10 protein-coding genes are annotated in these 14,552 nt (G+C 61.4%); 5 read left to right on the top strand and 5 right to left on the bottom strand.

From position 1 onward, the window contains the following. Position 1: 1 nt before the first annotated feature. Together VGY55_09140 and VGY55_09135 are read right to left on the bottom strand one after the other, a co-directional pair. Complete coding sequence (locus VGY55_09140; protein HEV2970143.1) at positions 2–2,221, bottom strand: response regulator; 2,220 nt, start codon at positions 2,219–2,221, stop codon at positions 2–4. Continuing rightward, positions 2,209–2,829 carry a hypothetical protein gene (locus tag VGY55_09135; GenBank protein HEV2970142.1) on the bottom strand — a complete coding sequence of 207 codons (621 nt, stop codon included), beginning with the start codon at positions 2,827–2,829 and terminating at the stop codon, positions 2,209–2,211. Before VGY55_09135 ends, VGY55_09140 begins: the two co-directional genes overlap by 13 nt. Before the next feature lie 355 nt (positions 2,830–3,184). Here VGY55_09135 and VGY55_09130 point away from each other — a divergent pair, with 355 nt between their 5' ends. The 3 genes from VGY55_09130 (at position 3,185) to VGY55_09120 (ending at position 7,014) form a co-directional block, all read left to right on the top strand. Beyond that, positions 3,185–3,934 (top strand): SDR family oxidoreductase, encoded by a 750-nt coding sequence (locus tag VGY55_09130; GenBank protein HEV2970141.1) that lies wholly within the window; start codon positions 3,185–3,187, stop codon positions 3,932–3,934. Positions 3,935–4,170: 236 nt separating this feature from the next. Beyond that, positions 4,171–5,355, top strand: a complete 1,185-nt coding sequence (locus tag VGY55_09125; GenBank protein ID HEV2970140.1) for a hypothetical protein — start codon at positions 4,171–4,173, stop codon at positions 5,353–5,355. A gap of 126 nt (positions 5,356–5,481) precedes the next feature. Next, positions 5,482–7,014, top strand: coding sequence for a sigma 54-interacting transcriptional regulator (locus tag VGY55_09120; protein HEV2970139.1), 1,533 nt, complete (start codon positions 5,482–5,484; stop codon positions 7,012–7,014). A 13-nt stretch (positions 7,015–7,027) separates the two neighbouring features. Here VGY55_09120 and VGY55_09115 read toward each other — a convergent pair whose 3' ends face one another. Both VGY55_09115 and VGY55_09110 read right to left on the bottom strand, forming a co-directional pair. Further along, positions 7,028–8,467, bottom strand: a complete 1,440-nt coding sequence (locus VGY55_09115; protein ID HEV2970138.1) for a DUF1501 domain-containing protein — start codon at positions 8,465–8,467, stop codon at positions 7,028–7,030. 10 nt (positions 8,468–8,477) lie between these two features. Next, a complete protein-coding gene (locus VGY55_09110) occupies positions 8,478–10,817 on the bottom strand; it encodes a DUF1549 and DUF1553 domain-containing protein (protein ID HEV2970137.1) in 2,340 nt (779 codons plus the stop codon). Between the two features lie 309 nt (positions 10,818–11,126). Here VGY55_09110 and VGY55_09105 point away from each other — a divergent pair, with 309 nt between their 5' ends. Together VGY55_09105 and VGY55_09100 are read left to right on the top strand one after the other, a co-directional pair. Then, a complete protein-coding gene (locus VGY55_09105; protein HEV2970136.1) occupies positions 11,127–12,449 on the top strand; it encodes a TIGR00300 family protein in 1,323 nt (440 codons plus the stop codon). After that, positions 12,446–13,285 carry an arginine deiminase-related protein gene (locus VGY55_09100; GenBank protein ID HEV2970135.1) on the top strand — a complete coding sequence of 280 codons (840 nt, stop codon included), beginning with the start codon at positions 12,446–12,448 and terminating at the stop codon, positions 13,283–13,285. Before VGY55_09105 ends, VGY55_09100 begins: the two co-directional genes overlap by 4 nt. On the opposite strand, the gene VGY55_09095 is transcribed toward VGY55_09100, so the two are convergent. Further along, positions 13,282–14,552, bottom strand: a 1,271-nt coding sequence (locus VGY55_09095; protein ID HEV2970134.1) for a DUF6666 family protein, incomplete at its 5' end; no start/stop codon positions are given. The genes VGY55_09100 and VGY55_09095 overlap by 4 nt on opposite strands.

Genomic DNA, 14,552 nt, shown 5'->3' with positions numbered 1-14,552 from the left:
TCTAGGCCCTCAAGACGATACGGTCGGCAAGAGTGCCGAGTTCGAGAATCACTTCCGCAGTCTCTTCCAGTTGACGCTCCTTGGCAAGCTGCTCCAAGCGGGTCGCGGGATCGGTGAAGCAGTCAAAGCCGACGCTTCCTCCAGTTCCCTTCAGCCAATGGGCAAGTTGCTCCAACCGGTCGAAGTCCCCCTCGCTGAGCGCCGTCTGCATGTCTTCAAGTCGTTCGTGCAATCGCGGCACAAAACCTTCAACGATTTTCCGAAGTTGCGGGCGGTCCATCGGCAACGCGGTCGCGATTTGCGCCGGCGTATCGAACGATTGGCGTTGGCCGACGGATTCATCCGTTTCGGAAGGCTGGGTTCCCTGATCGTCGGCGGTTTGGGTGAGAGCGCGGGCGACGGCGTCCAAAAGCTCATCGATATGAATCGGCTTGGTCAGATAACCGCTGCAGCCGGCGGCGATGCATTTTTCCTCATCGCCCCGCATGGCATGGGCCGTAAGTGCGATGATCGGCAGCCGGCATCCGCGCTCTCGGAGCAACCGGGTCGCCGTATAACCGTCCATTACCGGCATCTGCATGTCCATCAGGATCAGATCGAACGGCTCGCGGCCGGCGGCCTCGAGCCCGAGTTGCCCATTCTCCGCGCAATCGACTTGGATCCCCGCTTCCTCGAGCAAGACGCGGATCAGCTCGCGATTGGTTTCGCCGTCCTCAACGAGAAGCACGCGCGCATCGGCAATGATCGGCTCTGGTTTTCGATGGTGCTTGGACGTCGTCACGAAGGCCTCGGAGGGAGGCGCATCCAATATGCGAACACCTTCGAGCGGACCGGTCGCCAGCGTGACTCGAAACACACTTCCGCGCCCATACTCGCTCTCGACCGTGAGTTCGCCGCCGAGGCCCGCCGCGATATGTCGGCTGATCGGCAATCCCAAACCCGTGCCGCCAAAGCGGCGCGTGATGGAGCTGTCGGCCTGCTCGAAAGGCAGGAAAATCCTTTGTAGTCGATCGGGCGGAATCCCAATTCCCGTGTCGTGCACCTCGACCGCAAGACGGGGCTCGGCCGGGCCCGCCGTCGTCGCCAGCAGGACCTCGACTCCGCCGCGCTCGGTGAACCTGATCGCGTTTCCGACCAGGTTCATTAACAATTGCCTGAAGCGGGCCGGATCGGTCAAAATCGTCTCGGGAACTCCGCTGGTCCAACGGCATTCCAAACTGAGAAGTTTTTCCTGCGCCGCGACGCGAAGCAATGACACGGCTTCGGAAAGGATCTGATGTGGCGAGCAGCGAATTCGCTCGAACTCGATGCGGCCGGCTTCGATCTTCGAGATGTCGAGGATGTCGCTGATCAATGCCAGCAGATGCCGTCCACTCGAATGAATCGTATTGAAATAGGCAGCCCGCTGCTCCTCCGAACTGACGCCGCGGCGCAGCAGCTCGGTGAACCCCAGGATGCCATTGAGCGGAGTGCGGATTTCATGGCTCATGTTCGCCAGGAAGGCGCTCTTGGCTCGATTAGCCCCTTCGGCCGCTTCCTTGGCCGTCTCAAGTTCCAGCGTCTGCTGGCACATGTCCCGGTTGATTCGCTCCAACTCCGCAGTGCGGTTCGCGCCGGACCACATCTCGCGCACGCCGTGGCGGCAGGAAATGATCAGAAACACGTCCTCGAAGACAACCCACCCGGCATGTTCGATCCACCGCCAGGGATCGGGCGATGTAATCCCGAACACGGTTTGGGGCCAGAACGCTCCACGAACGAAATGGTCCACCGCCACGGCGACCGTGGCCGGGATCAGAACGGTCCAGTCGCGATAGAACGCCAGGAAAGCGAGCGAGCCGAAAACGTGGAAGTGCGTCTCAATTCGTCCCCCGCTCACATGGATCAGCAGCGACGAAAACATAATCTGAGCGACGGCGATCACGTGCCGGGTCAGCGTGCGGCCCGGAAATCTCCAAGCCAGATACACCGGCAAGCTAGTCAAGGCGCCGCCGAAAAACAGAGAAAGCCAGACGTGCGGGTGGATATGGCTCTCGGACCCATTCCATGATTTCGGCGACAGCGCCAGGGAGACAATGATGGCGCCCAGCCATTGCAGAACCATCAACACCGCGAACATCCGGTCGGTTCGCCGCGCGTTGCTGCGCCACTGCGCGTCGAAAAGTTCTTGCGCGCGGGGCTCGTCGATTCCCTCGATCGCGGTCTGATTCAAGGTCTGCATAGCGCTTGCGACTGCTCCTCTGGGCGGCACCGATTTGAGAGCGCGCAACCAAATACGGGCGAGCGATTCGAGTCGGCCTTGCCCGACTCGATCAACGCGGTCACGGTGGCTCGGCCGGCGTTATCCCCCTCGTGGCCGCGGGAAGGAGTGATCCCGCCTTGAAACATGAGCCGGCCCTCCCGGCTGAACAACAAGGTCTCGCCCGAGGCCGTAGCTCCGAACCGCGTGGCCTCGAGTCCGTCTCGATCGCAAAGAACGCGCGCACCGCGGATCCGCTGCGCCGTGGCAAAGAGGTCCGTCTGTTCCCAGCCGTCGTCAAACCCTGCTGGCCTGACAAAGACGATCTGGACTGCAACTCGATCCCCACACTGCGACGCCAGAATGTTCATTTCCGATAAACTTGCGCGCGAGCATGGACAGTGGGGATGAACAAACATGAGCAACGTCGGACGGCGAGGATCGTGGGCCAGTTTCGATGTCGCGGGCCATTGGCCGCTTGGAATCGCGATCGGCGCCGGCGTCATTTCATAGTCGAGCATCGCCGTGAGGCCGATCGTGACACAGGCGCACCAGGCGGCAACGATCAGTGCGACTCGAAACCGAGACATCTGAGGGTTGCTCCGCGAAAACCGATTAGTCAGCCCGAATGGATCGCGATGCCGCTGGACGCAGGTCGTCTAAAACATAGGTCAAAAAAACACGGGCAAACACGGAAATCTTACTCACTTTGTCGTGCCGATCGCATCGAATGACTTGCGCTCGTGCTCGCGCTAAGGTCACGAAGCGCCCGCGGCGAACCGATCAACTCATCCGTAACGGACCACAAGCCCGCTGGTTCCGCTCGCCACCGCAATATGCGTATAATCACGTCTTCACTTAAACTCCGGTCTCAAATGCGCCGCAAGCCCTTCGAGCAGTGTCATGTCCGCACGCGGCGCATAATTATGGACGGATGGTGCAACAATGGCTCAAAAACAAGTGGCTTTGGTGACGGGGAGCGCCAAGCGGCGGGTTGGATGGCATGTCGCGGATGCGTTGGCCGGCCGCGGGTACGACTTGGCAATTCATTACCGCAGTTCGGCTGCGGAAGCCGAGGAGACCGTGGCCGAGCTTCGCAAGCGGAATGTCGAAGCGGTCGGATTGCAGGCCGATCTGACCGACGAGAAAGCGGTCCGCGAGATGATCGAGCGGGCGCTCGCCCATTTCGGCCGGCTCGACGTGCTGGTGAACTGCGCGGCCGTTTGGAAGAGCAAACGGCTGGAAGAGATCACCGCCGCCGATGTGCGGATGCACTTCGAGACGAATACGCTCGGCACCTTTCTCTGCTGCCAACATGCTGGGTTGGCGATGGCGCGGCAGCCCGAGGGTGGATTGATCGTCACGCTCGGCGATTGGGCCGAGGTCCGGCCGTATTTGAATTACGCGGCCTATTTTCCCTCGAAGGGTGCGATTACGACGATGACCCGCTCACTGGCGGTTGAATTGGCCGAGCGGAATCCGCGGGTGCGGGTCAATTGCATCATGCCCGGCCCGGTGATGCTGCCACCCGATTTGCCGGAGGCCGATCGGCAAGAGGCGATCAACGCCACGCTCGTGAAGCGCGAAGGCTCGCCGAACAACATCGCCCAGGCGGTGCTCTCATTTATCGACAACGACTTCATTACCGGCGTCTGCCTGCCGGTCGATGGCGGGCGGACCATCTACGCCGGGTGATTTGAACGGGCCGCCGAACGTCCACCAGATTCTGCAGGGTAGCTGTACAACCAATGTACGTCGCACGGCTCGATCGGTGACGGCCTCACCGCTCAAACCCGAAGGAACTCCTTAAGTTCGAACATCGCCCATCGGCGGCACGTGATTTGATAGGCGTGGTAGGACATGTGCGCCAAGGTCGAGCCGCCGACGGCGCGTGCGGCACCGATGTCTCTTTTTCACGGGGGCGAAATACCATGAAACGCGCCAAAAAACGGTTTTCCCGTCAACTTCATCTGGAGGCTCTCGAAGGGCGGTTACTGCTTTCGGCTTCAACGAATCACAAGGGTTTGTTGCAAACCGGCCTTACTGCGCTGTTTTCGACCGCCCGCGCCCACGCGATGGTTAGCCATGCTAACGTCACGCAACAACCAGTCATCCCCAATCTCACTGCCACGCCGACTTTGACCGTCTCGACCATTCCGGCCAATGGCGATCTAAACCCGTACGGCGTGGCGTTCGTGCCGGATCAGTTCCCCAGCGGCGGGCGAATCCACGCGGACGACATTCTCGTGTCGAATTTCAATAACAGCGGCAATGTGCAGGGGACCGGCACCACGATTATCGATGTGTCGCCGAGCGGTAAACAGTCGCTCTTTTTCCAAGGTCCGACCGGCCTTGGGCTGACGACCGCGCTCGGCGTACTCAAGCGAGGGTTCGTGATCGTTGGGAGCGTGCCGACAACCGACGGCACCGGCGCCACGGCGCAGCAAGGCTCGCTCACCATTCTCGACAAGAACGGTCTGCAGGTGGCCACTTTCAGCAATGCCGCGATCCTCGATGGACCTTGGGATCTGACGATTCATGACGAAGGGAGCCGCGCTCAAGTGTTCGTCGCGAACGTGCTCAGCGGCGCCGTCGAACGGCTCGATTTGAGCGTTCCGGCCCATGGCAACGACATCGTCGTCGAGAGCGCCGTGCAGATCGCCTCCGGCTACACGCACCGCACCGATCCGGCGGCGCTGTTGCTGGGGCCGACCGGATTGGCTTACGACGCCAAGACCGACACGCTGTTCGTCGCGTCAACCGCGGACAACGAGGTCTTCGCGATCCATCATGCCGGGACGACCAAGCAGGATCAGGGAACCGGTACGGTGTTCATCAACGACACCACGCACTTGCATGGTCCGTTGGGGTTGGCGCTCGCGCCGAACGGCGATCTGCTAGTGGCCAACGGCGACGCGGTCAACGCCGATCCAGCCCAGCCCAGCGAAATCGTCGAATACACGTCGAAGGGCAAGTTCGTCGCTCAAATCTCGCTCGATACGAACCCCGACGCGGCGTTCGGCATCGCGATCTCGAGCGACGACGGGCAGCTCCGCTTCGCCGCCGTCGAAGACGACACCAACTCGCTCGACGTGTGGACCATATCCAAGCACTAGAGGCGGTTAGAGGATTGTATATTGCATCTCGATCGCTCCTCCCCGGCAGAGAATGTCCGGCGACAGGCATTGCGTGTACACTGGGTGTATCGCAAGTTGCCGTCGCCCATTCTCAGGAGGAACCAGATGCATCTGTTCACGCCCCCGGAGCGCCGTTTCGCCGAGGCCGTTTCCAGACTCGTGTATTGTAATCCGTTTCTGCCAGAGCGGATCGAGCACGAGCGGGCCGCCCTACAAGAAGAATTCGACGAGCGGAACGCTGATTGGAACCTTCAAGGGGGGATTAGCCGGCGGCCGCCCAACGTTCTTGTCCTGATCGACAAGACGGAACAAGTGCTTGAGCGAGCCCGCGATCGGCTGGCGGCAAGTGGCGGCTCGGCTCCGGCGGACGAAGAGTTGGCCCTGTACGAAGATCTGCTCGTATTGCTGCTATTCGATCGCCACGGATTCGGCGAAATCCAACCTTCCGCGGCCCTTCCCAAGGCGGCCGTGCTCTACGAAGCGCTGCTCGAGAGCGCGGCGCCGTATCTGGTAATCGGCACGCGGAAGCTGCCGCTGTGGGACCAAATGCCGCACATGTTCGCCTGCTTCTTTCAACTTCGCAACGGGTTCCAGAACATCTTTAATTACATCATCGGCGTCTCGCATTCGGCTGTCGAGCTGCGCGCGGCCGTCTGGCAATCCATCTTCACGCACGACATGCGCCGCTATCGCCGCATGCTCTACAAGCGGATGGCCGACTACACGACGCTCATCACGGGGCCCTCCGGCACCGGCAAGGAATTGGTCGCCCGAGCGATCGGGCTGTCGCGCTATATCGCGTTCGACCCGCAAGCTCGCACGTTTGCCGGCGATTCCGCCGAGTCGTTCTTTTCGCTCCATCTTTCGGCGCTGAGCCCCACGCTGATCGAATCGGAATTGTTCGGGCACAAGCGGGGCTCGTTCACGGGAGCGGTGGCGGATCGCGCCGGCTGGCTCGAGGTGTGCCCTCCATTGGGAACTGTGTTCCTTGATGAGATCGGCGATCTGGATCCGGCGATTCAAGTGAAGCTATTGCGAGTCCTGCAAAGCCGCACGTTCAGTCGCCTGGGTGAGACGGAAACCCGGCAATTCCAGGGAAAAATCCTCGCGGCCGCCAATCAAGACCTCTCGGAGCAGATCCGCAACGGCCGCTTCCGAGAAGACTTGTACTACCGCCTCTGTTCCGACATCATCGTGCTCCCGTCGCTCGCCCAGCGGCTGGCCGATGATCCGGACGAGCTGCGGCAACTGATTTTACATTTGGTCCGGCGAACGGTTGGCGAGGACGCGCCGGACGTCTCGAGCGAGGTGGAGAATTGGATCGCCGAGCATTTGGGGATGAACTACGCCTGGCCCGGCAACATTCGCGAACTCGAGCAGTGCGTGCGCAACGTCCTGATCCGCAAGCAATATCATCCACCTCGCGCGCGGAGCCAATCGACCGGCGTCGGTCCGAACCAATCGCTTGCCGCCGACGTGCTTCAGGGCAACCTGACCGTGGACGAGCTATTGCGCCGTTATTGTACGCTCGTCTACGCACAAACCGGCAGCTACGAGGCGACGGCCCGCCGTTTGAAGCTCGACCGGCGAACCGTCAAGGCAAAGGTTGATCCGCGATTGCTCGAGCAAATCGCCTAACGAGGCCAGCCGCCTACGCCAGAATCGCCTTGATCACTTCACCGGAGGTGATGGTCAAGCGTTCGTCTCGGCCGTTGTGCGGGAAAGTAAGCGATTCGTGGTCGAGGCCGAAGAGATAGAGGATCGTGGCGTGGATGTCGTGGACGTGGGCCTTGTTCTCAATGGCATACAGACCGATTTCGTCGGTCGCCCCGTGAGTCATTCCGCCGCGGACGCCGCCGCCGGCCATCCAGATCGTAAAGCCATAGGGATTATGGTCGCGGCCGTTGCCGCTTTCGCTCATCGGCGTTCGGCCGAATTCGCCTCCCCAGATTACGAGCGTGCTATCGAGCATTCCGCGGCGCTTCAGGTCCTTGAGCAAGCCGGCGATCGGGCGATCGGTCTCGCGGCAATGCAGCGAATGATTCCCTTCGACATTCGAATGGGCGTCCCACTTGCTGCCGGAGCCCATGTAGAGCTGCACGAATCGCACGCCCCGCTCGACAAGCCGGCGGGCGAGCAGGCAATTGCGGCCGTTGCGGCTCGTTTCCTTCTTGTCCAGCCCGTAAAGCTGGTGCGTCTCGGCCGATTCGCTCGATAGATCGACGGCTTCGGGCGCGGCCGACTGCATGCGATACGCCAGTTCATAGGCCGCGATCCGGGCTTCGAGGTCGCTATCGTCGGCGCGGCCCGCGCGGTGCTGCGCATTTAATTGCTGAATGAAGTCGATCTTCGCCCGCTGACGCTCGGAGCCGGATGAATCCGGCGGGGCGACGTGCAAAATCGGCGCTTTGCCGTCGCGGAATTTGGTCCCCTGGTATGACGCCGGCATGAAACCGGTGGACCAATTGCGATTACCGCCGGGCGGGTCTTCCGCGTAGTCCTCCATCACGACGAAGCCGGGCAGATTGTCGCATTCGCTTCCCAAGCCGTAGAGCGACCAGGCCCCGAGCGAGGGCCGGCCACCGAGGATGCTGCCCGTGTTCATCTGACAGATGCCGCCCACGTGATTCAGCCCATCGGCCTGGCAACTGCGGATGACGGCCAGATCGTCCGCGCAGGTGGCGATCTCGGGATACCAATCGCTGACCCAAATGCCCGATTCGCCATGCTGGGCGAATTTGCGCTGGGATGCCAACAGCGGCGTGTAAGCCGTTTTGCCCATCGCGGTGCGCGGCCGCACAAAGCTATCGGGCAGCGCCTTGCCCGAGAGCCTGGCCAGCGCCGGCTTGGGATCGAACAGGTCGATATGGCTGGGCCCGCCGTCGATGAAGCACCAGATGACGTTCTTGGCCCGGGCGGGGAATAGCGGCGGCTTGGGCGCGATCGGATTACCGATGCGGCCAGTCGCGGCAGCAGCCTGATCGCGAGCTAATAGCGATGCCAGCGCCACCGCGCCGAAGCCGGCCCCGGCCCGGGCGAGAAAATCGCGCCGCGACGTGGCCTGAACGTGGTGCAATTGCGGTTCAATCATCGTGCTCTCGCTAATCGACGTATAAAAACTCATTCGAGTTCAATAAGGCGTGGCAAAAATCGACGACCGCGGCCGCGTGTGCCGGTGACTCGGATTTCGGCAACGGCTCGGGAAGCGTTTCTCTTTCCGCGGCAGTGCCGTGCTGGGCAATCGCCATCACCTGGTCGGCGATGAACTTCGCGCAAATCGTCAACTCCGCTTCCGTCGGCTGGCGCGCATAGGCTTGGGCGTATGCCGCGGTGATCAAGGTCCGATCATCGGCGAGTTTCTCGCCGCTCGCATTCTTCGCTACCGTCTTGTCTTCGGTCGCAACGCTGGCGATCAATCGCGCAGCCCAACGCCGCGCCTCGCCGAGCGTGAATTCGCTATTGAGCATCAATAGCGCCTGGGGAGCCGTCGTTGTCGTACTGCGGCGGGCGCAGCTATTGTGCATGTCGGGAAGATCGAAGGCGTCGAGCAGCGGGAGTCGCAAATTTCGTTTGGCGATCACATAAATCGACCGACGATTGCGATCCTCAGATTTCGGATCGGGCTTCCAGGCATAATTGCCCAAGCCGTCGGGTAACTCCGGATGCACGCTGGGGCCATACATCCGCAAATCGAGATCTCCGCCGACTTGCAGGATCGCGTCACGAAGCGATTCGCCCGAGAGCCGCTGCCGCCGCGCGTGCCACAGCAGCTTGTTGCTCGGATCGACGCCGCGCGCTTTTTTGTGCAACTCATTCTCCGGTTCCACCATTGCCGATTGACGGTAGGTGGCGGAGGTGACCATCAAGCGGTGCATCGCCTTGAGGCTCCAGCCCGAATCCATCAGCTCGACGGCCAGCCAATCGAGTAATTCCGGATGCGTCGGCGGCTCACCGGCGGCGCCGAAATCGTTGGGCGTGGCGACAATTCCCTGGCCGAAGTGATACTGCCAGAGGCGATTGGCGATGATTCGCGCGGTGAGTGGATGGTCTTTGCGCGTCAGCCAAGTGGCCAGAGCGGAGCGGCGGCCCGTGCTGTTGGGATTGCCCGCCGGCGGAGCGATTTCAATTTGGCTCGTGCCGAGAAACTCGGGAAAGCCCGGCTCGACCTGCTCGGCCGGATGATTCAAGCTGCCGCCGGCCAGGCGAAAAGTTGGCGGTGGCGGAGCGTCCGCATCGCTGATCGCCATCGCCATCGGGAGTGGCTGCGGCTTGATTGCATCGAACTTCGCTAATTCGACCTGCAATTCTTCGTACCGCTTCTTCTCGTCGCCGGCCAGTTTCGTGGCGGCCGCTTGCTCCAGCGGACGTGTGTATTTTGCGACCTGATAAGCGATCTGCTTCTGAATCGCCGTCCGTTCGGCCGGTGGCGTCTGGACTGCCTTGACCGCTTCGGCGTCAAACTTCATGAGCGCCTGATCGCGCGCCTTTTCGCGGCCGGGCGCCACGATCGACTCGATCTGTAAACGGATGCCGGCTGTCGCCGTTTCCCAGGCGGCCTGCTGCTTCGCGAATTCCTCGCGCTGGGCAACGGTGGCATCGGGCAAGTCGTCGCGCGGCAGCATCGGCGTGAAGAACGCCTGGAGGCGATAATAGTCGGTCTGCAAAATGTCGTCGAATTTGTGGTTGTGGCACTGGGCGCAGCCCATCGTGAGGCCGAGGACGACCAGACCGGTCGTGTCGGTCACATCGTCCAGAATCTCCTTCCGCCGAAGCCTGATGTCCGCCGCGTTGTATTCATCCGGATAGAGCCGGCAGTAGCCAGTCGCGATCAGGGCCTCGGGATTGTCCGGCTCCAGTTCATCGCCGGCGAGCTGTTGGCGAATGAAACGATCGTACGGCAGATCGCAATTGAATGCGCGGATCACGTAGTCGCGATACTTGTGCGCGTTCGGCCGGTGGGCATCTTCCTTGAAGCCGTCGGTCTCGGCATACCGCACCAAATCGAGCCAATGCTGCGCCCAGCGTTCCCCATAGCGCGGCGAACCGAGCAGCCGCTCGACGGCCTCTTCATAGGCCCGCGGCGATTCGTCCGCCAGGAAGGTGGCTTGCTCCTCGGGCGTCGGCGGCAGTCCGATGAGATCGAACGTCACCCGCCGCAGCAGCACGAGCTTTTCGGCCTCGCGGCTAGGCTGCAATCCTTTCGCCTCAAGTTTGTGCAAGACAAACGCATCGATTGGATTCCGCACCCAGGCCTTTTTTTGAACGTCGGGCACAGCCGGCCGAGTCGGCGGCAAGAACGGCCACTTGCCGTGCTTGAACTGGTCCCCAGTCTCGGCGCTCTCTTTTGGCAACGATGCAGCCGGAACACGCAAAGCGCCGACCAACAACGCTGAAAGCCCGATCGCCAGCAATCCGACAAAAGGCCGGTGCTTCGCGAGCATAGACGCATTCTCGCCGGAAGGAGCCAAGCGACCCGCGGGGCCACTCGCGCTGGGATGGGTGGGACGCCGAACGCAAGTTGGATTCTACCGTTCCCACGTCCCTTGACGCAAGCATTTCTGGCGGACCGGCGCACTTGCCTAGCGCACGGCGTCGTTTCACTCCTGAACAGGAAGGTAACAGAGGAAACGACGAGATGGATTGCGGAATGGCATTCTCCCTTCCCTCACTACGGGTCTGAGCCTCAGGGTCGAAGACCGTTCGCTCTGTTCCTTTGCTGATTTCCCGACCAAGACGTACAATTCCTTGCCATGACGACTCATAAAACTGAAGCCGATCAAGCTGCCGTGGATGGCCACGTGGAAGAGGTCGAAATCCGCGGCCATATTATCGACAGCTTGATCTTGCCGAAGATTCTCGACTGCATCACCGCGGGTGGGGGGACGTTTCGCATCAAGCGGATCGCCATCGGCCACGATCGCAGCGATCCGAGCTATGCCCTGGTCGAAGTTCAGGCGCCGGACCAATCCACACTCTCGGAAATCGTCGCGCAAATCGCCGACCATGGCGCCGTGCCGACCGCCTTGAACGATTGCATGCTGGAGGCGGCCGATATCGACGGGGCGTTTCCCGAGGGATTCTATAGCACCACGAATCAGCGGACCGAAATCCGGATCGGCGGGCATTGGGCGCCCGTCGCCGATCAGGAGATGGACTGCGGGATTGTAGTTGATGGGGCGGCAGGAACGGAGGTCGAAGGTCCTAGGTCGGAGGTCGATGGCGGCGCGCGGCAAGAGTTTATCGCTCGGTGCATTCCGATGACGGATGTGCGCGTCGGGATGTCGATCGTCGTCGGTCATGCGGGGGTGCGGGTCTTTCCGCACGAGCGATCGATCGAACGACAGGCGTTTGAATTCATGAACAGTCCGGTGTCGACCGAAAAGCCGAAGGGAGTGGCGATTCGCAAGATCGCGGAAGAGCTGTATCGCATCCGCGCCGAAGAGGGCAAGTCGCTATTGGTCGGTGGGCCGGCGATCATTCACACGGGCAGTGGGCCGTACGTTTGCGAGTTGCTGCGGAAGAAATACCTCCGCGTCTTGTTCGCAGGGAATGCCCTAGCGACGCACGACATCGAGCAATCATTCTTCGGCACAAGCTTGGGCGTGCATCTGGACCGAGGCGATCTGGCCGAGGCCGGGCACGAGCATCATCTGCGGGCCATCAATCGCATTCGGCGGGCCGGCGGGATTCGGCAAGCTGTCGAGCAAGGGGTGCTCAAGAGCGGAATCATGTATGAATGCGTTCGCCAAGGTGTGGATTATTTGCTGGCCGGCAGCATTCGCGATGACGGGCCGCTGCCCGACGTGATCACCGACGCCCTCGAGGCGCAGCGCCAGATGCGAGCGAAGATTCGCGACGTAACTTTTTGCTTGATGATCGCCACGACGTTGCATTCGATCGCGGTCGGGAATCTATTGCCCGTTTGGGTGAAGGTGGCATGCGTGGACATCAATCCTTCGACGGTCATCAAGCTGAACGATCGAGGGTCGTTTCAGACGGTCGGGCTGGTGACCGACGTCGAGCCATTCCTGCGGGCGCTTGTGGACGATTTGCGCGAGTTGGAACGGAAATGATCGACCGCACGAAACCGCAGATTCTGATGTGCCCGCCGGATTACTACGGGATTCAATACGAGATCAACCCGTGGATGAGCCGGCTGCGGCAATCGGATCACCCGACGGCGCGGCGGCAGTGGGAGGAATTGCGGCAAGCGCTGCAGTTGGCAGGAGCGAATGTTTCGTTATTGCCGCCTGTCGAAGGTTTGCCCGACATGGTCTTCACGGCCAATGCGGCGCTCATCTGCCGCGACACGGCCATACTGGCGCATTTCCGCCATCCCGAGCGGCAAGGAGAAGTGCCGCACGACGAGGCGTGGCTCCGCGCGGCCGGATTTCGGATCGAGCACGTTCCGAACGATCTGCACTTTGAAGGAGCGGGGGACGCGCTGTTCTGTGGCGACACACTGTTTGCCGGCTATCGCATCCGCAGCGCCGCCCGCGGGCATCAGCAGATCGGAGAGCTGCTGGGCTGCCGAGTCATTCCTTTGGAGTTGGTCGATCCGTATTACTACCATCTGGACACGTGCTTCTGCCCGCTCGCTCCTGGGCAAGCCATCTACTATCCGCAAGCGTTTGATCGTTACGGCCGCGACGCTCTAGCCGCGCACGTCGGTGAACTGATCGAAGTGGTTGAGAGCGAGGCGCGGCGTTTCGCGTGCAACGCGGTGGTCGTCGGGCGCACGGTGGTGACCAACACCGGTTGCCCGGCGCTGCACGCTCAACTTCGCGAGCGCGGCTCTGAGCCGCGAGAAACGCCGCTCGACGAGTTCGTCAAAGCCGGCGGAAGCGCCAAATGTCTAACGCTTCGGCTCGACGGCGAAGACGCCGCGGCTTGGAAGACGGTGGGTTAGTCGGTCGAAACAGGTACGCTCGTGCTTCGCAACTGGCGGTCGACCATGAAGCTGCCGTTGTCGGCTACGTTGAACAGCGGCCGATAGGGGCTGCAATAGGCTTCGCGCGCTCGGCAGCCAGGATGCCAAACCAGACTGATCGAGATATTCCAGCTTTCGGGCGGAACTTGGTTGCTGCCGACCGTATGCGGGATCGCGTAGTTGAAGCCGCTGTCGATCGACAGCTTGTCGCTGATCGGAATCGAGAAGTCCGCCCCGACCAATCCGCCGGTGCCGCCGGTGAAGCCGCCCCAGATCCGCCCTTCGCCGCCGTTGCAGAAGCGGTGGCCGTAGTAGATGGCGTACAGGTCGATCGGCTTATAAGTGGTCGTGCTCGTCGTGATTTCAGTGTCCGTCGTGGCAATGGTCGTGAACTTCGTATCGTGGACTCCTTTCGTGAACCAAAAGCCGACCTCGTGGCAATTGAACACGTAGCCTAAATCGCCGCGAATCTGGCTGATCGTGAAGTCGTCGACGAAGCTATCGTTGAGATAATCGAAGACCAAGCCTCCCTGCCAACCCCACGCACAATCGGGACGATGGAACAGGCCGGCGGTGAAGAAGTATTGATTGCGGTGTAAGTCCGAAGCGTTCGTTCGCGACAGATCGCTCTGCTCGACATTGACGCCGATCTGGGCGCCAATGCCCATCGCGTCCCACAGCGGCGATCCCCAGTTGATTCCTTCGTGGAAACCGAAATCGCCGTTCAGACCCTGATCGACAGGTCCCTTGAAACCCTGCACGCCGCCGAATGCGCTAAAATCTTGCAGCCATTCATCCCAGCAGCCGCAGCAGAACAGGCTGCACAGTGGCCGGCAGCCGCATGAGCCGCAACTGCCGCAACTCGAGCAACTTCCGCAACTGGAGCAACTGCCTGACGGCGGACCATCCGAGTCGCTCCACTCACCTTCCGGTGAACCCATATCGCCGTTGCCCATGTGCATCGGCTGTGCCCCCGGCGGCAACTCTTCGCCACCGTGCATTACCGAATCCATCTGCGGCTGAGCATTGGCCGGATGGGGCGCGCCATTCTGATCAGCCATTGCCACCCGAGCGTGCTGGGGGCGATTGCCGTAGTAGGAGTCGGTTCTCTCGGGCGGACTGATTTGGCGGGCGACGTTGTCGACAAATCCTGGTTGACGCCGCGGTCTCGTCGTCGGCGCGTTGGAATAGCCGTCTTGGCTCTCGACGCTGGGCGCGTATGACGACCGGACGACATCGCCACGGC

Source organism: Pirellulales bacterium (assembly GCA_035939775.1).
In the GTDB taxonomy this organism is placed as follows: domain Bacteria; phylum Planctomycetota; class Planctomycetia; order Pirellulales; family DATAWG01; genus DASZFO01.
This window is presented reverse-complemented; position numbering and strand designations above follow the sequence as displayed.